The organism is Pseudomonas sp. CLCA07, assembly GCF_053615335.1.
Window position 1 is genome coordinate 2254036 of sequence record NZ_CM132131.1, and the last position, 17307, is coordinate 2271342.

Genomic DNA, 17307 nt, shown 5'->3' on the forward strand with positions numbered 1-17307 from the left:
GCCGGTACACTTTTCAAAACACGGAGATCATCGCTATAAACCGTGTTTTCGAAAGTCAGTCATTTTTCAGGAGTCCGACGATGGATAAATACGACCGCATGCTCCTCAGCGCCCTGTTGGAAAACGGTCGTGCGTCCTACGCCGACCTGGCGCGCAAGGTCAACCTGTCCGCTCCGGCCGTGGCCGAGCGCGTGGCCAAACTGGAAGCCAGCGGGGTCATCACCGGTTACCAGGCGAAAGTCGACATGGCCAAGCTTGGATTGCCGATCCAGTGCGTGATCGAACTGCGGCTGAACCAGCACGGCAACCAGAAGGCCTACGACGACTTGATCAAAATCCCGCAATTGACCGAGTGCCACCGGGTCACCGGCGATCCGTGCGTGATCATGCAAGCGGCGGTGGGCTCAATGCCGGAGCTGGAGGAGTTGATTAACCGGATTGCGAAATTCGGGTTCAGCAAGACGTCGATTGTGCTTTCGAGCGCGATAGAAAAGCGCGTGCCGTTGGGGCAACTGGAAGGGAATGCCTGTAGGAGCTGAGCTTGCTCGCGATGGCGGTTTAACAGTCAACATTTACGGTGACTGACATGCCGCCATCGCGAGCAAGCTCAGCTCCTACAGGGGATTGGCGGTGATATTAGAATCCGCGATGGCGCTTGAGGTGCTCGTTGATCTTCGCCGCCGGCACTTTCTGCAAGCTGCACAGCAAATCATGCGACAACTCGCGCAACCCATGCTTGCGCCGCAGCTCTTCAGCCAGATGCGCCGTCAGGTTGGCAGCCATCTCGGCATCAGCCATGGCCCGGTGCGCCTTGCCGGTATCGGGCAGGTTGGCGAAGGTGGTGAGGGTGCCGAGCTTGTGGTTCGGCGCAGCTGGCATCAACCGCCGGGCCAATAGCAGCGAGCAGGCAAAGTTCTGTAATCGCGTGCGCTTGATCCGCCCCAGTTCGAAGTCCCAGAACTTCTGGTCGAACGCGGCGTTGTGCGCCAGCAGCGGCGTGATGCCGACGAACTCGTTGACTTCGTTCATCACCTGCTCCGCCGACGGCGCGGTGCGCAGCATGGCGTTGCTGATGCCGGTGAGTTGCTCGATGAAGGCCGGCACGCGCACGCCGGCATTCATCAGGCTTTGGTAACGCTCGACGATGCGCCCCTGTTCAAGAATCACCACGGCAATTTCCGTGGCCCGGCAGCTGCTGCTCGGGGAGATTCCGGTGGTTTCAAAGTCAATGACTGCTATGCGTTCCAAACCTGTTTCAGCTCCGTAAAAGTCAATTCTTGAGCAGCAACGCGCCTTCGATGGGCACATAACGGCTGGCGGCGCGGATCAGCGAATTGGCGGTCAGGCCCGGCACGCCGTAAGCCACCGCTTGCACTCCGTGTTTGCTGATGATGCGCTCCAGCAGCATGTCGAAATCACCGTCGCCGGAGGCCAGCACCACTTCGTCGACATGATCGGCGGCGTCCATGATGTCCAGGGTAATGCCCACGTCCCAGTCACCCTTGGCCGAACCGTCGCTGCGCTGGATGTAGGGTTTGAGCTTCACGGTGAAGCCGAGGTTGCGCAGGATCTGCTGAAACTGCTGCTGTTTGCTGTCACCGCGATCGATCGCGTAGGCATAAGCCTCGACGATCTCGCCCTGTTTGCTGATGTCAGCCCATAACGCGGCGTAGTTGAAGTGGCAACCATAGGCCTGACGCACGGTGTAATAGAGGTTTTGAACATCGGCGAACACTGCGATTTTTTTCACCGCGGACTTCCTCTTGGCGCACAGGCGCGCAGGCGATATCAGGCACCGGGCCCGAAAAGTCGCCCAGTATGCCAGCCCGAAGGATTGTTCCGCGAATAATCGGCCCGGGGCGCGCGCATGCCCCGGACGAATGGTGGGTCAGACGAAGGAATCGTCGTCACCGCCGAAGAACGACGAGTCGTCATTGCTGTAATCAGTGTCGACAAAGCCGCCCTGATTGTTGGAGTTATCAGCCATGCGCTGGTCGTCGCCCCAGCCATTGCCGCTATCGTTCTGATCGCTGACCTGAGCTGGCTCTTCCTTGATCACTTCAACCACTTCCGGCGGCTGATTGTGATGGAACAGGCTGCTGATGCCTTGTGCCAGCATCACGCCACCCGCCACACCGGCTGCGGTCTTCAGCGCACCACCGAGAAAACTGCTGCCAGCCGCCGGAGCTTGCTGTTGCGGGGCGTAATTTTGTTGAGGCGGTACTGCGCCGAAGTTTTGCTGTGGCGATTGCGAATTGAACGATGGCCGTGCCGGTTCGCGCCAGCCGCCCGTGGATGGCACGGCACTCTGGCTCGGTGCTGGCTGCGGATCGCGGGCATTGCCACCGAAGATGCTCGACAAAAAGCCACCACCGCTCGGCGCCGGTGCCGCTGTCTGAGCCTTGGCCGATTGCAGTTCAGCCTGCAATTGCTGCACTTGCCGGGTCAGTTGTTTGTTCTGTTCGTCGAGGCTCTTGATGGCGGCTTCTTGAACCAGGATCGCCTGAGTCATGAAATAGCCGGCCGCAGGCTGGCGAGTCAGGTGTTCCTTGATCCGCGCCTCGGCCTGGGCGTCGCGCGGGGCTGAATCCGTTTCGGCCTGTTGCAGCCGGGAAAACAGTCCATCGATCAGGGTTTGTTCTTCGCTGTTCATGGCGACCTCGTAGATTGCCGGGAAAATCGTTGTCCTTTTCCGATGAGGATAAGGTGCTCCACCTTAATGGAGGCTGAAAGAAGTTGTTTCAACGACCTTTACCTTACGTTTACGTTTGCGCCTCAAAGGGGTTCATCGGTTAAAGTGGGCCACCGCTTCCAACCAGCGATACCGACTGATGAATCCGTTAGATGTACTGCGTGACTCCCTGTATTTCTTCAAGCGCAATCTGGGCCAGATCGTGCAGCTGTGCCTGCCGCTGGTGATCTTCGAGTCGCTCCTGCAACTAGTGGTTGACAACTCCACCGAGCCGGACAGTTTTCCCGGCGTCAGTGTGATTGTCGGCTTGCTGGTTTATCCGCTGTACACCGCCGCCCTGATCCTGTTTCTCGACGCCCGCAGCCGCGGTGAGGCGCCACGCATTCGCGATCTGCTGGCGAGGTCGGCCTACCTGTGGCCACGCTTCGCCTTGCTGACGGCGCTCAATACCCTGCTGATCCTGCTCGGCCTGTCGCTGTATTTCCTGCCCGGTATCTATCTGATGGTGACCCTGGCGTTCGGCGAATACCTGCTGGTGCTGCGAGGCCTGGCTCCGCTGGCGGCGATGAAGGAAAGCCTGCGCCTGACCCGTGGCCATTTCATGCGCATCCTGGTGTGCATCCTGTGTGTGATGGGCCCGTTGTGGTTGCTCAAGGGCGCAACCTTCGCGGTGTATCCGGAGCCACAGAACCCGGCGATCAGCCTGGTGATCGACAGTGCTCACAGCTTCCTGCAACTGTTCACCAGCGTGGTGTTGTTCCGTTTGTTCATGCTGATCAGCGAAGAACCCGCGAAAATTGATGGGCCGCTCTAACTGACAACACACTCTATGTAGCAACTGGCGAAGCCTGCGTCCGGCTGCTACAGGGTGCGTATTACGGTTGATCAGTGGGCATGCCCTTGGGAATAAGCGCGGCGCTCGGTTATGCTCAGGGCCATCTTTTGTAACGCTATAAGCCGAGCCATGACCCGTCTACTGCGCTACACCCTGCCGAGCCTGTTGATCGTGATCGGCGTGATGACCCTGATCTACAACCTGACCTGGCGCCCCGACGCCAGGGAAGTGGTGCCGGCCAGCTGCACGGTTCAAGCGCCAAGCCTGGTGTCCGGCCAGGCGTTGAAGGTGATGACCTGGAACGTTCAGTACCTGGCGGGCAAACGCTACGTGTTCTGGAACGATCTGGCACAGGGTGACGACGAGAAGCCGACACTGGAAGACATGGCCTTCAGCCTCGACGAAGTGGCGCGGGTGATTCGCGACGAAAACCCCGACATCGTGTTGTTGCAGGAGCTCGATGACAATGCCAAGACCAGCGATTACCAGAACCAGTTCAAGCTGCTGCAAGAGCGGGTCGCCGACCTGTATCCGTGCAGCGCTCGCGCCTTCGACTGGAAGGCCGATTTCGTGCCGCAGCCGCACATTTTCGGCAGCGTTGGCCGGCAACTGGTAACGCTCAGCCGCTACCAGATCGAACACGCCGAACGCCTGCAATTGCCGGTCGAACCAGCCAACGTGATCAGCCGCCAGTTCAAACCGAAAAACGCCCTGCTGGTGACTTATCTGCCGCTGAACGACGGCGGTCAGATGGCGGCTCTCAATACCCATCTGGACCGAGTCCTCCAGCCTGACGAAACGTTGCAAGCCCAAGTAACGGCTATTGCCAAAGTCCTCGACAAGTTCGAAAGCCTTGGCACGCCGTGGCTGATCGGTGGCGACTTCAATCTGTTGCCGCTGGGGCAACTTCGCCGACTGCCCGACGACCAACGCACGCCCTACTCTGCCGAAAGCGCGCTGCATGTGCTGTGGGACAAGTACCCGATGATCCCGACCAACAACGAAGCCAGCGGAATCAACCGCGCGCGCTGGCTAACCCACTACCCGAACGATCCGGGCCTGAACGGCCCGGACCGGACTGTCGACTATTTGTTCTACAGCCCACGCATCAAACGGGTCGAGGCGACGGTGAGGCAGGACGATACGTTGCGCATCTCCGATCACCTTCCCGTCATTGCGCGATTCCTGTTGCCAGCCAACTAATGATGCAAAACCTGTGGGAGCAACGGTGCGACGATTCGACCTGCTCGCGAAAGCGGTGTGTCAGGCTAAATATATGTCGACTGACAGAACGCAATCGCAGGCAAGCCAGCGCCCACAGGGTTCTTCGCAGTCATTGAAGTACTATTTACGGGGCTTGATCCGCGCAGTCGCTTCAGCCACCAGCGGATCATCCGGCCAATAATGCTTCGGATACCGCCCCTTCAAATCTTTCTTAACCTCGGCATAGGTGCTGCGCCAGAAGTTCGCCAGATCCTGCGTCACCTGCACCGGCCGCCGCGCCGGGGACAGCAGGTGCAACTTCACCACTTGCCGGCCACCCGCAATGCGTGGGGTCTCGGCCAGGCCAAACAACTCCTGCAAGCGCACCGCGAGAATTGGCGGTTGCTCGCTGTAATCCAGACGAATCGACGAACCCGACGGCACGCTCAAATGATGTGGCGCCAGCTCATCCAGCCGTTGCGGCAGCGGCCACGGCAGCAGGTTGTGGACGATGCTCGACAGGTCCAGATTGGCGAAATGACTGAGCCGCGAGACTTTGCCCAGATACGGCATCAGCCAATGCTCGAGGCTTTTCAGCAGCGCGGCATCGCTGACATCCGGCCACTCACTTTCGCCCTTGCCGGCCATATCCAACTGACGCAACAACGCCACTCGCGCCTGCCACTGACGCAGTTCCGGGGTCCACGGCAACAACTCCAAACCTTTACGCCGCACCAGGTTGACCAACGCCTGGCTGCGGGCGGTTTCATCGAGGCCGGTCAACGGTTCGCGGCTGAGGATCAACTCGCCAACCTTGCGCTGACGCTCGGCGCGCAGCACGCCTTCGCGTTCGTCCCAATCCAGTTGATCGACAACGCGCACTTGCTCGGCGAGCACCGAATCGAACAGCGCCGGATCGAAATCCGTCGCCAGATAAATCCGCTCCTCACGCTGGCCCTGTCGACTGCCGAGATCGGCGATCACCAGCCACGCCTGTTTCATCAGGCTGTCAGCCTCGGCAAACAACGCCGCGCGGCCGTTGGCCAAGCGATATTCCGCACCACCGGCACGGCGCTGCAGGGCAACACGGTCGGGATAGGCCAACGCCAACAGCGCTCCGAGCCAGCGCGGGTGATCCGGATCGCTGACCGGCTCCGAGGCTTTTCCGCGCAGATAACCGCGATACTGTCGCGCCAGTTGCCGAGCCCGCTGCACACCGCCCTGAGCTCCCCGCGCGGCGCGTTCTTCGCCGGACAACAACACCAATCGACTGTGCAGATCCGCCCCGGCACCGCGCAAAATATCCCGCTCGCCGAGCAATGCCGCGACATCGCAGGCCATGTCAGCCAAACCGAGCGCCTGCCCGCGCAACAACAAATGGGCGATGCGTGGATGCGCCGGCAGTTCGGCCATGGCCTGACCGTGGCGAGTCAGCGCTTCACCGTCCAATGCGCCCAGTCGATCCAGTAAATCCTGCGCCTGTGCATAAGCAGCGGCCGGAGGTACATCCAGCCAAACCAACTGACCTGGCGTCACGCCCCAGCGACCGAGTTGCAACGCCAGGCCGGCGAGGTCCGCCGAGAGAATTTCCGCACTGGCATACGCCGCCAGTTGCTCGTGCTGATCCTGCGACCACAAGCGATAACACACGCCCGGCTCCAAGCGCCCTGCCCGGCCCGCGCGCTGAGTGGCGCTGGCCTTGGAGATGCGCTGGGTGTCGAGGCAGGTCATGCCGCTGCCGGGGTCGAAACGCGGCACCCGCGCCAACCCGGCATCGATCACCACGCGCACGCCGTCGATGGTCAGGCTGGTCTCGGCGATGTTAGTGGCCAGCACCACTTTGCGCTTGCCGAGCGGTGCCGGATCAATCGCCGCACGCTGGGCATTCAGGTCCAGTTCACCGTGCAACGGGCAGAGCAGAACCTGCGAGCTATCGCCCAACGCATCGGCCAATTGTTGATGCACACGACGGATTTCCGCCTGCCCCGGCAGGAACACCAGAATACTGCCGGTTTCGTCATTCAAGGCTTCGAGAATGGTCTGTACCAGACGCGGCTCGATGAATTCACCAGACTGAAACGGCCGGCCCCAGCGCATCGCCACCGGGTACATGCGCCCTTCACTGCGCAGGATCGGCGCATCGTCGAGCAAACCGGCCAGGCGCTCACCTTCCAGAGTTGCCGACATCAGCAGGATTTTCAGCGGTTGATCATCGCGAAACAGCTCCCGGCCATTCAGGCTCAGGGCCAATGCCAGATCGGCGTCGAGGCTGCGTTCGTGGAACTCATCGAAGATCAGCAGACCAACGCCTTCCAGCGCCGGGTCATCCTGCAAACGGCGCGTGAGAATGCCTTCGGTGACCACTTCAATGCGGGTGTTGGGGCCGACTTTGCTGTCCAGCCGAATCCGATAGCCGACGGTTTCACCGACCTTCTCCCCCAATTCACTGGCTAACCGCTCCGCCGCCGCCCGCGCTGCCAACCGGCGCGGTTCAAGCATAAGAATGGTCTGCCCGGCCAGCCAAACCTCGTTGAGCAAGGCCAAGGGCACGCGGGTGGTTTTACCAGCGCCGGGCGGTGCTTCGAGCACGGCTTCGTGGCGTGTCCCCAAGGCTTCACGCAGGGCGGGTAAAACTTCATCAATCGGCAAAGAAATCATGCTGGCTCCCAGACAAGCCGGCAAGTATAACGGCGAAGCGCCCGACTCAATGCAACCGGGCGTTCAGAATCTAGATTTTGAATGCTGTCCGGATGCGCTCCGCTACTTCAGCGATGGTAACTCCACGCAACCCGATGGCTTTCATGTCTACGTCCAGCGAAGGCATGACGTCCAGAAATTGTCGTAAGTCCACTGCTATGCTTTTTGGCAAATCAAATGCTGGCTCTTCAGAAAGAAGACGGGACAAGACAACAACATCCTTCAGATGTTTATTGCTCTTGCGGCCAGCGCTCGGCTCCTCGCAGTCAGGACGCGTGAGATTGGTCCATGCCTGTGCTTTAAGCGGAATCAATCGGTCGACACCAATGTAGGAAAGGTCCTCTGTGTCGTTGCGGCCCTCTACGATGAAAGCGTAATAAGCCTCGTCGAGCAGAATGGCAGACAAATCGGAAACCTCTCCGTCTACTGGGATCGGGGTCAGATGAGCACCTTGGGGCAGCGATAAGCCTTCAGGAGCCCGCGAGAACAACTCCAGCAGTACCGGGTAGCTGTCATCGATGGGATTGCCAAACCTGTAGCGCCTCGTCGGCCCATCCAGTTCGTGACGCTCGGTGTAACCTCCGCGCTTTACGAACTCCCAGAACTCAATACCGAACACGTCATCCAGCGCTTCTATGATCAGGACAATGTCCAAATCTCGGGTAGCCCTGAAGGGTATACCTGCTTCTTCAAGCGTCAGGCTCGCTGCAACGCCGCCAATCAGCACATATCGATCCGCATAGCCGGCGAAGGCTGCGCGAAAGGTATCCAGTCCTTTTACCATTCAATTTTTTCCATCATTTCATCAAGGCTGATTTGGACTCTGTCATCAACGTCGTCCTTCAAGCTGAGGTAGAGAGAAAGGGGGTCGACGCTTTCACTCGACTCTGGAATACAGGTATTGCCGCCAATGTGATGGGGGGAGTAACTCCAGATCTCGACCTCAAAAGCCGGATCATCAAATTGGCCGACTTCCTTGCAGCCAGACCGTTGGACCTCCAGGTTCCATTCGTCTTTGGAGCACGCGATTACGGGTATCAAGGGTTCCGCGAGCATCGATGCTTTGCTGAGTGCCGACAGTCCGGCAGCTCGCTGTAACAAGAGTTGGCGGTCAGAATAAACCACACGTTTGACCGGGCTTTGCAACGCTGGTAACGCTTTTTCCCACGTGACTTCAGGCGTCGCAACAAAGCGCCAGCGAGGTGATTTTTCACTCGAGGCCGGCTCTATCAATCCGAACGATTCAAATTCCTTCATCGCTCTGGACATCGTCATTTTGGAGTACGGCTCTCCATCCGCCAGGTCCACACCTCGAAAAGTAAAGTCCTTGTCCCATCCTCGAACAATGGCGGCGATAAGCAATGCCTGGCTTGCCGGCCCCATGACTTCTCTCTCGGTATGCCTGCTGCGAAAGTACTCGCGCAGATCCATTCCAAGCTGTGGAGCGAAGAGTTGATTGCCGGGCACTACGAACTGAATCCTGGCCTCGATGAGGCGTTTACGCTCGTAGGATTTGAGGGCGCCGGTGGCATAGAGGATCGGGTGATCCACCATCGTTTTCAAAACATCGAGGTGCTTGCGAATCTTCGCGACGTTTTCAAAGGGTTCGTGAGCAAGCAGTAAAAGGCATTGGCGGCCATAGAGCGTCACGGTGTCGAAGGCGTATTCATCCAGGAGATAAAAGGGCAAACCCTTGGACTTCGCCCAGCGCCTGATCTCGGGTTTAGTCCCGAAAACCAATTCGAAGTAATCTTGAATGTCTTGTCTGCTGGTGTTCACTTCGGTGTCCAATAACACGATTAACGCACAGTAACGGACGCGCTGTTACCGTGCAACAATCACGTTACACGACTTTAGTTCCGGCATGGCTTTAACAGCGCGCCCTAGCGTGTCGCCAACGCTTCACGCTGATCAGGTAAATCCTCATAAATCTACTAGCCCCCAAACAGAGGGCCGGGTATAACGGCGAACTGCCAGGCGTTCGTCAGGGTCTTAATTCATACCGACGCTCTTTCGTTTTGAAATTACCCAGGAGATTTTCTATGCGTGTTCCCTTTCGCCTGATTGGCGGTGTATTGGTCGCAACGCTGCTGACTCAGGTTACCGCTTGCGGGTCGATTTTCTTCCCCGACCGCCGTGGGCAGATTGACGGCAAGATTGACCCGGTCGTAGCGGCGCTGGATGCCGTTGGCCTGCTGTTCTACATCCTCCCCGGCCTGATCGCTTTTGCGGTCGACTTCGCCACCGGCGCGATTTATCTGGAGCCGGGTAAGACCGCTCATGTAGCCCCGGAAAAACTCAAGGAAGCGATCGGCGCCGACGGCAAGGTCGATAATCACAAGTTGCAGACTATTCTCGAAACGGAACTAGGCCGCAGCTTCCCTCTGGACGACCCACGCCTGATTCAACACAAGGGCAGCGCCCAGCAACTGGCGATGTTCGGCCTGCAACCCGCCGCGTAAACCAGAAGGAAAAGCCGCACTTATGATTTCCAGCTCCGAACACGCCCGCCTGCTGCGGCTGGCCACCCGCGCCTCGGTGGCGGTGGCGTGTACGCTGATCGTCGCCAAAGCCATCGCCTGGTGGTTGAGCGGTTCGGTGAGCATGCTCGCCGGGTTGACCGACTCGGCGCTCGACGGCGTCACGTCGCTGCTCAATCTGCTGGCGGTGCATTACGCCTTGCGCCCGGCCGATGAGGATCACCGTTACGGGCATGGCAAGGCCGAGTCGCTGGCGGGCATGGCCCAGGCGTTGTTCATCGGTGGCAGTGCGGTTTTGATTGCCTTGCAGGCGTTTGAACGACTGCAACATCCGGAGCCTGTGGGTGCGCCGTGGATCAGCATCGGCGTGATTGTGCTGTCCCTGGCGCTGACGCTGGCGTTGCTGATGTTGCAACATCGCGTCGTCAAGGCCACCGGCTCCAACGCAGTGCGCGCGGACTCGCTGCATTACCGCTCGGACCTGCTGCTCAACGGCAGCATTCTCGTGGCGCTGGTGCTGGCCGGGTTTGGCTGGCATCAGGTCGACCCTTGGTTCGGCCTAGGGATTGCCGCGTACATTCTCTGGAGCGCGATTCAGATCGCCCGGGAAAGTTTTACGGTGTTGATGGATGAAGAACTGCCGCCGGATGTCAGCCAGCACATGCTTGAACTGGCGTGCAGCGTGCCGGGGGTTTTGGGTGCGCATGATCTGCGCACGCGGGTTTCCGGTAGCCAGTGGTTTGTGCAACTGCATCTGGAGCTGCCGGGGGATTTGACCTTGTCAGTCGCCCATGGCATCAGCGATCAGGCCGCCGATGCGATTCACGCCGCCTACCCGCGAGCCGAAGTGCTGGTGCACGCCGACCCGCAGGAAGTGGTGCAGGCCGCCAGGGGTCAGAAACTCACCTGATAACCGCGGCTGCTCAGGCAGTTGCCCTGGGCCTGGCGATAGTTTTGAACCACCGATGGGTCCGGTTGATAGGTCGCGGTTCGCGGGTCGAACCCACTCTGCTGCACCGCGTATTGATAGCACTCGTAACCATCCTGATTGACCTGTTCCGCCGACTGCCCGTTGGCTGGATACGCCTCCACGTCATATCCATTGCTGGCGACTTGCGGCTGCTGTTGAGGTTGCAAGGTCCCAGCCGGTGGCTCGACCACGACGTAATCCCGGGTGCTCTCCTGATAGGCGTAATACGAGCCTGCCACCAGGAACAGCACCGCCCCGCCGATCAACACCTGCTCCGCGTAATCCGGCAAATAGCTGACGCGAATCCCGTGCGGTGGTTCGACCACCACATAGCGTGGGCCCAGCGGGCGATACCAGTAACCGCCGGAGTAGAAATAATCCATTCCACGGTAAGGCACGCGGTACTCGCGGTCCGGGAAGCGGTCGATCACGTGTCCCGGGCGATATTGCGGGCCTGGGCCCCAGCCATTTCCGTAGCCACTGGAACGACCCTGATAATGATTGCCATAGGATGGAGCGCCGATATAGCCGTTCCAGCGCTGGTTGTTGTCGTTGCGTCGCGGCATGTCCTGATAGTAACCACGCTGTGACGGCTGGGTCTGGTGCACGGTGTCGGGCCGGGGCTGGATCGGCAGGTCATTGGCCGGCAGTTGCGGCGGGGGCGGAGGCGATCGAATCGGATTATTGAAGTCAGGCTGCGGGCGGCTCTGCCACTGGCTATTGTTCTGATTCTGGCGGTTGTGCTCGAACTGGCGGTTGTTGTCGCCACGATTGACGTCGTTGTTTTGCGGGTGCTGCTGGTTCTGTTGCTGACCATTATTCTGCGGGTGCGGTTGATTATTACCGCCATGGCCCTGACCGTTTCCCTGATGGCTGTCCGACCCATGCTGGCCGCCATCGGACCCACGGTTTTGCTGATCATCGGCCAGCGATTGCGCAGTGACACTGACGCACAACAAACCAACACCGGCTAAACGCCAGATGCGCGACTTCATGCTTATCCTCACTGCGGGTTAGGGCCTGTACGTAAGACTGGAAAAGCACAGGCCGGTTCTGCAACAGGTTATCAGTCACGAAACTTATTTATTGAGGACAGAACAGAAACAGCACGCAAAAGAAAAGGGAGACCCGTCGGCCTCCCTTTGAGAACTTCGTCCGTGCTCGACGCTTATGACGTCGGCTCACCTCACGCCGTCTTCTGGACAGTGTGCAGCTCGGGGGCCGGCACATCCCCGGTGGGGGTGGCGGCCGCGGCTGGCCTGGTTGGGCGAGCCGCTGTGGACTGTTTGTCCGAGCAGTGATTCTGGTGATAAGAATAGGCCTGAGGCGCCGGCAGAGGATTGCGAAGATTGCTCAATTAAACATCACTTGCGCAATTTTTAACCCTGGATAGATAATCTTCCGCAATAGTTAAGACAAAGGACTGATTGATGAGCAAACTCGACCGATACGACTTGAGCATTTTGGCGGAATTGCAGCGTGACGCGCGTATCTCCAACCAGGAATTGGCCGAACGCATCGGCCTGTCGCCCTCGCCATGCTCACGCCGGGTCAAGCAACTGGAAGATGACGGCTATATCTCCCGCCAGGTCGCCCTGCTGGACCGCAAGATGCTCGGTTTGAGCCTGACGGCTTACGTGCTGATCGGTATGGACCGGCACACACCGGAACGATTCGAGAACTTCGAAGCGGCGATTCGTACGTTGCCACAGGTGCTGGAGTGCAGCCTGGTGACGGGGATGGATGCCGACTATCAGCTGAAGGTGGTGGTGCCGGACATGGATCACTATCAGAAACTGCTGCTGGGGCATTTGACGCGGATTGAAGGGGTGACCAGTGTGCGGTCGAGTTTTGTGTTGAATCAGGTGCTCAATAGTACCGAGCTGCCGTTGACTCATCTGCGCAGCTGATTGTGGCGAGGGGGCTTGTCGGAACGCCGCATCGCCCCATTCGGCCGCGCAGCGGTCGTAAAACCAGAGTATGCGGGGGGATTAGGTAAAACTCAGTGGTTGCTTTAGGGGCTGCTTCGCAACCCAACGGGGGCAAGCCCCCTCACCACAGGTGCGACACACCGACGCAGGTCAATACTTCGCCAATTCCCCGTGGCGTATACTCCAGCGCCTTTTAGTCTCGCCCACGCTGGAGATGTTCGATGGATCCTGCAGTATTTGAAGAGTGGATGATGACTGGCCTTGTCAGCATTCTGATCATTTTCATGGGTTTCATCGTCTGGGATCTGGCGAAGAAGTCCAAGGCCGGGCGCTTTGGCTCGCTCATTCTGTTCTTTGTACTGGGTCTGGGCGTGGCCGCGTTCGTGATCAAAAGCGTGGTGATCGGCCTGATCGAATCCGGCACGTTATAAACGCGCCGGGACTTCCTTCCACTGGCCCTGATCGAGCCCTTCGATCGTCCAGTCGCCGATTCTAACCCGCACCAGACGCAATGTCGGCAAGCCGACCGCCGCCGTCATGCGCCGCACCTGACGGTTACGCCCCTCGCGAATCACCAGCTCCAGCCAGCTCGTCGGCACGCTTTTGCGAAAGCGCACGGGCGGGTTGCGTGGCCACAGTTCAGGCTCGTCCAGCTGCCGCGCTTCGGCCGGCAAGGTCATGCCGTCGTTCAGTTCGACACCGTCACGCAAACGCTGCAATTGCTCGGCACTCGGCTCGCCTTCCACCTGCACCCAATAGGTCTTGGCCAGTTTGTGTTTCGGGTCAGCAATCCGCGCCTGGAGCTGGCCGTCGTTGGTCAGCAAAAGCAAACCTTCGCTGTCGCGGTCCAGCCGTCCTGCCGGGTAAATCCCCGGGATGTCGATGTAATCCTTGAGCGTCGCCCGCCCCTCACCGTCGCTGAATTGGGTCAGCACATCAAAAGGTTTGTTGAACAGAATCAGCTTCGGCTCGGCCGGCGGTACTTTGGCGACACGGCGCGGGGCTGAGGAGGATGGTGCAGGCTTCGCGCCAGGGCGACTAGAAACGGGACGTTGGGGACGAGACATGAGGAAAGAAACATCTAACGGTCAGGGCTGCTAATGCTAGTGCCCTGACCGCCAAATGACCATGACAACCGTTAGCGGAACGGTGGCTCGTCGAAGCTGCGCAGTTTGCGCGAGTGCAGCGAGTTGAGTTCGGTACGTAACAGGTCCACTGCCTCGATGCCGATCTTCAAGTGCTGGCTGACCGCACGCTCATAGAAAGCGTTGGCCGAGCCCGGCAACTTGATTTCACTGTGCAACGGTTTGTCCGAGACACACAGCAACGTGCCGTAAGGAACACGCAAACGATAACCCTGGGCGGCAATGGTGCCGCTTTCCATGTCCACCGCCACGGCGCGGGACAGGTTGATCAGTGGACGTTCCTGAGCCCAACGCAGCTCCCAGTTGCGGTCGTCGTAAGTCAGTACAGTGCCGGTGCGCAGGCGTTTTTTCAGCTCATCGCCTTTCTCGCCAGTGATATTGGCCGCCGCTTGCTGCAACGCCATCTGCACTTCAGCCAAGGCCGGAATCGGAATGTTCGGCGGTACGACCCGGTCGAGAATCCCGTCGCGGCGCATGTAAGCGTGCGCCAGTACGTAGTCGCCAATAGTCTGCGACTGACGCAAGCCGCCGCAGTGGCCGATCATCAGCCAGCAGTGCGGGCGCAGCACGGCCAAGTGGTCGGTGATGTTTTTGGCGTTGGACGGGCCGACGCCGATGTTAACCAGCGTCACGCCGTGACCATCGCTGGCGATCAGGTGATAAGCCGGCATCTGGTAACGGTGCCAGACCACGCCCGCGGCAATTGCCGACGCTTCGCCGTGGTCCATGCTCTTTTCTATGATCACGTTGCCCGGCAAGACCATGCGCACAAAACGCGGGTCGCTGCGCAACTGCTCCAGACCATGGACGATGAACTGGTCAACGTAACGGTGATAGTTAGTCAGCAGAATCCATGGCTGCACATGACGCCAGTCACTGCCGGTGTAATGCACCAGCCGGCGCAGGGAGAAATCCACCCGCGCCGCATCGAACAGGGCCAGTGGCAACGGGTCGGTGTTTTCCCAGTCGTATAAACCATCGGCAATGCCGTCAGTCGCGGCCGACAAATCGGTACTCGGGAACACGCGCGCCAGCACGGCAGCGGTCACGCCGGAGCCGGCCAGTTCATCGCCCTGTTCGACCACGTACGGATAAGGAATGTTTTGCTGGCTGATGCCGACTTCGACGGTCACGGTGAAGTCGTGCATCAACGGCACGAGTTGTTCCAGCAGGTATTTACGGAAAGCGGCCGGATGGGTGACGGTGACGCTGTAGGTCCCCGGCAGTTGAACCTTGGCATAGGCGCGCGTGGTCTGCGGGACTTCGCCCTGGCAGTGATAGGTCAGTCGCAGTTCGGGATAACGAAACATCGCACGCTGTTCGGCGTCCGGCTCAACTCGATCCTTGAGGTAACGCTTGAGCGCCTGATTCAGCGCGGTGGTTGCACGATTGTGCAAGAGCGCAAGCCGGTCCACGGCTTGCTCGGCGGTTTGAACGACAATAAAAGCTTCGGTCACGATCAGCATCCTGTGTTCTGACTTGCAGACCTTCATCTTGCCTGCATCGTCGCTTCACGGGAACAGCGGCGTGTTGGCCATACGCCAATCGCGATGAACAATTACCCCCTGTGGGATCGAGTCTGCTCGCGATGGCGGTGTGTCAGCCAACATCAATGTTGAATGTTAAATCGCTTTCGCGGGCAAGCCCGCTCCTACAGTAGATCAAGGTCGCTCACATAAGCGGGGTCGAGCGAGCGACAATTGCCTCTACATCCAGCCCACGCGGCAACGCGCCATACACCCGACCGGCGGAACCAAGACGGCTGGCGATAAACGCATCGCTGACCGCCGCATTCCCCGCCTCCAGCAATAGCTTGGCCTGAAGCCCCAAGGCGATGTCTTCGGTGAGTTGCCGCGCTCGGTATTGAATGTCGCTGGTGTCCTTGAACGCCGCCTGCAACTGATTGATGTGCGCGGCCAGGCGTTTGTCACCATGACCATCGCCCAATTCGCTGAATAGCACGTCGAGCACACCTGGCTCTTTCGACAGCGCCCGCAGCACATCCAGGCACTGTACGTTGCCGGAACCTTCCCATGTCGAATTGACCGGTGCCTCACGGTACAGGCGCGGCAGGATGCTTTCTTCGACGTACCCGGCGCCGCCCATGCATTCAGCGGCTTCGTTGATCATGGCGGGCGCGCGTTTGCAGATCCAGTATTTGCCCACTGCCGTCACCAGTCGGGCGAATTTCGCTTCATGGCTGTCGTCCAGATGATCCAGCGCCTTGCCCATGCGCAGGCTCAAGGCCAGGGCGGCCTCACTTTCCAGCGCCAGATCGGCGAGCACGTTTTGCATCAACGGCTGTTCGCTGAGCAGCTTGCCGCCGACCGAGCGGTGAGCGCAGTGATGGCTGGCCTGGGTCAGGGCCTGGCGCATCAATGCGCTGGAGCCGACCATGCAATCGAAGCGGGTCATGGCGACCATTTCGATGATGGTTGGCACGCCCCGCCCTTCCTCGCCGACCATCCACGCCAGCGCGCCACGAAACTCCACTTCGCTGGAGGCGTTGGAGCAATTGCCGAGTTTGTTTTTCAGGCGCTGGATGTAGAACTGATTGCGCGTGTCGTCGGGACGATGACGCGGCAGCAGGAAACAGGTCAAACCCTTATCGGTCTGCGCCAGGGTCAGAAAGGCATCGCACATCGGTGCCGAGCAGAACCACTTGTGACCGACCAGTTCGTAAGCCTGGCCCGGACCGCTGGCGCCGATCGGATACGCCTTGGTGGTGTTGGCGCGCACGTCGGTGCCGCCCTGCTTCTCGGTCATGGCCATGCCGATGGTCACACCGGCCTTGTGCGCCATGCCGACGTTGCGCGGGTCGTATTCGGTAGAAAGGATTTTCGGCAGCCACTGCTCAGCCAGATCCGGTTGCAGGCGCATTGCCGGAACGCTGGCGAAGGTCATGGTCAATGGGCAACCGCTTCCGGCTTCGGCCTGGCTGTGCAGATAACTCATGGACGCTCGGGCCACATGCGCACCGGACTGCGGATGTGCCCAAGGCAACGAGGTCAGCCCGTGCTCCACCGCGGTGCGCATCAATTGGTGATAGGCCGGGTGGAACTCCACTAAATCGATACGGTGGCCATAACGGTCATGGCTGACGAATACCGGTTTGTTTTGGTTGGCCGCAAACCCGGCCTCCATCAGCGGCCCGCCTGCCAGTGCGCCATACGCGTCGATCCGCGACTCGGCCCAACCGGCCCCGAACCGCCGCGACCATTCTTGCAACGGCAAGTCGATGCGATAAAGGTTGGTGCCGTCCAGCGACGGAGGTTGGTTGGTGACTTCGTGAGTTTCGGCAAACTGATGCAGGTTCATGACGGGGGCTCCTTTGGGTCAGCCAAGGGAGTCAGT

At 59.5% G+C, this 17307-nt stretch carries 17 protein-coding genes; 7 read left to right on the top strand and 10 right to left on the bottom strand.

Features of this window, described 5'->3' with window-relative positions:
* The first annotated feature begins 80 nt into the window (after nucleotides 1-80).
* Nucleotides 81-539, top strand: coding sequence for an Lrp/AsnC family transcriptional regulator (locus tag ACWGZX_RS10385; RefSeq protein ID WP_452628246.1), 459 nt, complete (start codon nucleotides 81-83; stop codon nucleotides 537-539).
* A gap of 97 nt (nucleotides 540-636) precedes the next feature.
* Here ACWGZX_RS10385 and ACWGZX_RS10390 read toward each other — a convergent pair whose 3' ends face one another.
* The 3 genes from ACWGZX_RS10390 to ACWGZX_RS10400 form a co-directional block, all read right to left on the bottom strand.
* A complete protein-coding gene (locus ACWGZX_RS10390; RefSeq protein ID WP_452628247.1) occupies nucleotides 637-1248 on the bottom strand; it encodes a 3'-5' exonuclease in 612 nt (203 codons plus the stop codon).
* A gap of 22 nt (nucleotides 1249-1270) precedes the next feature.
* A complete protein-coding gene (locus ACWGZX_RS10395) occupies nucleotides 1271-1750 on the bottom strand; it encodes a LabA-like NYN domain-containing protein (protein WP_007946629.1) in 480 nt (159 codons plus the stop codon).
* 138 nt (nucleotides 1751-1888) lie between these two features.
* Nucleotides 1889-2653 carry a DUF2076 domain-containing protein gene (locus tag ACWGZX_RS10400; RefSeq protein ID WP_452628248.1) on the bottom strand — a complete coding sequence of 255 codons (765 nt, stop codon included), beginning with the start codon at nucleotides 2651-2653 and terminating at the stop codon, nucleotides 1889-1891.
* 178 nt (nucleotides 2654-2831) lie between these two features.
* Between ACWGZX_RS10400 and ACWGZX_RS10405 the strand changes: the two genes are divergently transcribed.
* Both ACWGZX_RS10405 and ACWGZX_RS10410 read left to right on the top strand, forming a co-directional pair.
* A complete protein-coding gene (locus ACWGZX_RS10405) occupies nucleotides 2832-3506 on the top strand; it encodes a YciC family protein (protein WP_452628249.1) in 675 nt (224 codons plus the stop codon).
* 150 nt (nucleotides 3507-3656) lie between these two features.
* Entirely contained in the window at nucleotides 3657-4730 is a 1074-nt protein-coding gene (locus tag ACWGZX_RS10410) for an endonuclease/exonuclease/phosphatase family protein (RefSeq protein ID WP_452628250.1), read from the top strand.
* Between the two features lie 141 nt (nucleotides 4731-4871).
* Here ACWGZX_RS10410 and hrpB read toward each other — a convergent pair whose 3' ends face one another.
* From hrpB to ACWGZX_RS10425, 3 genes are all read right to left on the bottom strand, one after another.
* Nucleotides 4872-7388 (bottom strand): ATP-dependent helicase HrpB, encoded by a 2517-nt coding sequence (gene hrpB / locus ACWGZX_RS10415; protein WP_452628251.1) that lies wholly within the window; start codon nucleotides 7386-7388, stop codon nucleotides 4872-4874.
* A gap of 70 nt (nucleotides 7389-7458) precedes the next feature.
* Nucleotides 7459-8211, bottom strand: coding sequence for a hypothetical protein (locus tag ACWGZX_RS10420; protein ID WP_452628252.1), 753 nt, complete (start codon nucleotides 8209-8211; stop codon nucleotides 7459-7461).
* Entirely contained in the window at nucleotides 8205-9206 is a 1002-nt protein-coding gene (locus tag ACWGZX_RS10425; RefSeq protein WP_452628253.1) for a hypothetical protein, read from the bottom strand. The genes ACWGZX_RS10420 and ACWGZX_RS10425 overlap by 7 nt, the downstream gene beginning before the upstream one ends.
* Nucleotides 9207-9469: 263 nt before the next feature.
* Here ACWGZX_RS10425 and ACWGZX_RS10430 point away from each other — a divergent pair, with 263 nt between their 5' ends.
* Both ACWGZX_RS10430 and ACWGZX_RS10435 read left to right on the top strand, forming a co-directional pair.
* Nucleotides 9470-9889 carry a polyribonucleotide nucleotidyltransferase gene (locus ACWGZX_RS10430; RefSeq protein WP_223522008.1) on the top strand — a complete coding sequence of 140 codons (420 nt, stop codon included), beginning with the start codon at nucleotides 9470-9472 and terminating at the stop codon, nucleotides 9887-9889.
* A 22-nt stretch (nucleotides 9890-9911) separates the two neighbouring features.
* A complete protein-coding gene (locus ACWGZX_RS10435) occupies nucleotides 9912-10817 on the top strand; it encodes a cation diffusion facilitator family transporter (protein ID WP_223522006.1) in 906 nt (301 codons plus the stop codon).
* Here ACWGZX_RS10435 and ACWGZX_RS10440 read toward each other — a convergent pair.
* A complete protein-coding gene (locus ACWGZX_RS10440) occupies nucleotides 10802-11872 on the bottom strand; it encodes a DUF6515 family protein (protein ID WP_452628254.1) in 1071 nt (356 codons plus the stop codon). The genes ACWGZX_RS10435 and ACWGZX_RS10440 overlap by 16 nt on opposite strands.
* A gap of 435 nt (nucleotides 11873-12307) precedes the next feature.
* On the opposite strand from ACWGZX_RS10440, the gene ACWGZX_RS10445 reads away from it, so the two are divergent.
* Nucleotides 12308-12787, top strand: a complete 480-nt coding sequence (locus ACWGZX_RS10445; RefSeq protein WP_007937367.1) for an Lrp/AsnC family transcriptional regulator — start codon at nucleotides 12308-12310, stop codon at nucleotides 12785-12787.
* A 242-nt stretch (nucleotides 12788-13029) separates the two neighbouring features.
* Nucleotides 13030-13239, top strand: a complete 210-nt coding sequence (locus ACWGZX_RS10450) for a DUF2788 domain-containing protein (RefSeq protein ID WP_223522002.1) — start codon at nucleotides 13030-13032, stop codon at nucleotides 13237-13239.
* On the opposite strand, the gene ACWGZX_RS10455 is transcribed toward ACWGZX_RS10450, so the two are convergent.
* From ACWGZX_RS10455 to ACWGZX_RS10465, 3 genes are all read right to left on the bottom strand, one after another.
* A complete protein-coding gene (locus ACWGZX_RS10455) occupies nucleotides 13234-13875 on the bottom strand; it encodes a pseudouridine synthase (RefSeq protein ID WP_452628255.1) in 642 nt (213 codons plus the stop codon). The two genes, ACWGZX_RS10450 and ACWGZX_RS10455, sit on opposite strands and share 6 nt — an antisense overlap.
* A gap of 71 nt (nucleotides 13876-13946) precedes the next feature.
* The gene (gene amn, locus ACWGZX_RS10460; protein WP_193560094.1) at nucleotides 13947-15446 is read right to left on the bottom strand and encodes an AMP nucleosidase; all 1500 of its coding nucleotides are present in this window, start codon (nucleotides 15444-15446) and stop codon (nucleotides 13947-13949) included.
* A 178-nt stretch (nucleotides 15447-15624) separates the two neighbouring features.
* Nucleotides 15625-17271: an acyl-CoA dehydrogenase family protein gene (locus ACWGZX_RS10465; RefSeq protein WP_452628256.1), complete on the bottom strand. Its 1647-nt coding sequence runs from the start codon at nucleotides 17269-17271 to the stop codon at nucleotides 15625-15627.
* Nucleotides 17272-17307 lie beyond the last annotated feature (36 nt).

Excerpts from the sequence above, each read along its gene's own strand:
- ACWGZX_RS10445 (WP_007937367.1), top strand. The coding sequence starts at position 12,308 with ATGAGCAAACTCGACCGATACGACTTGAGCATTTTGGCGGAATTGCAG.
- ACWGZX_RS10440 (WP_452628254.1), bottom strand. The coding sequence starts at position 11,872 with ATGAAGTCGCGCATCTGGCGTTTAGCCGGTGTTGGTTTGTTGTGCGTC.
- ACWGZX_RS10430 (WP_223522008.1), top strand. The coding sequence starts at position 9,470 with ATGCGTGTTCCCTTTCGCCTGATTGGCGGTGTATTGGTCGCAACGCTG.
- amn (WP_193560094.1), bottom strand. The coding sequence starts at position 15,446 with ATGAAGGTCTGCAAGTCAGAACACAGGATGCTGATCGTGACCGAAGCT.
- ACWGZX_RS10450 (WP_223522002.1), top strand. The coding sequence starts at position 13,030 with ATGGATCCTGCAGTATTTGAAGAGTGGATGATGACTGGCCTTGTCAGC.
- ACWGZX_RS10400 (WP_452628248.1), bottom strand. The coding sequence starts at position 2,653 with ATGAACAGCGAAGAACAAACCCTGATCGATGGACTGTTTTCCCGGCTG.
- ACWGZX_RS10435 (WP_223522006.1), top strand. The coding sequence starts at position 9,912 with ATGATTTCCAGCTCCGAACACGCCCGCCTGCTGCGGCTGGCCACCCGC.
- ACWGZX_RS10420 (WP_452628252.1), bottom strand. The coding sequence starts at position 8,211 with ATGGTAAAAGGACTGGATACCTTTCGCGCAGCCTTCGCCGGCTATGCG.
- hrpB (WP_452628251.1), bottom strand. The coding sequence starts at position 7,388 with ATGATTTCTTTGCCGATTGATGAAGTTTTACCCGCCCTGCGTGAAGCC.
- ACWGZX_RS10410 (WP_452628250.1), top strand. The coding sequence starts at position 3,657 with ATGACCCGTCTACTGCGCTACACCCTGCCGAGCCTGTTGATCGTGATC.
- ACWGZX_RS10385 (WP_452628246.1), top strand. The coding sequence starts at position 81 with ATGGATAAATACGACCGCATGCTCCTCAGCGCCCTGTTGGAAAACGGT.
- ACWGZX_RS10405 (WP_452628249.1), top strand. The coding sequence starts at position 2,832 with ATGAATCCGTTAGATGTACTGCGTGACTCCCTGTATTTCTTCAAGCGC.
- ACWGZX_RS10455 (WP_452628255.1), bottom strand. The coding sequence starts at position 13,875 with ATGTCTCGTCCCCAACGTCCCGTTTCTAGTCGCCCTGGCGCGAAGCCT.
- ACWGZX_RS10465 (WP_452628256.1), bottom strand. The coding sequence starts at position 17,271 with ATGAACCTGCATCAGTTTGCCGAAACTCACGAAGTCACCAACCAACCT.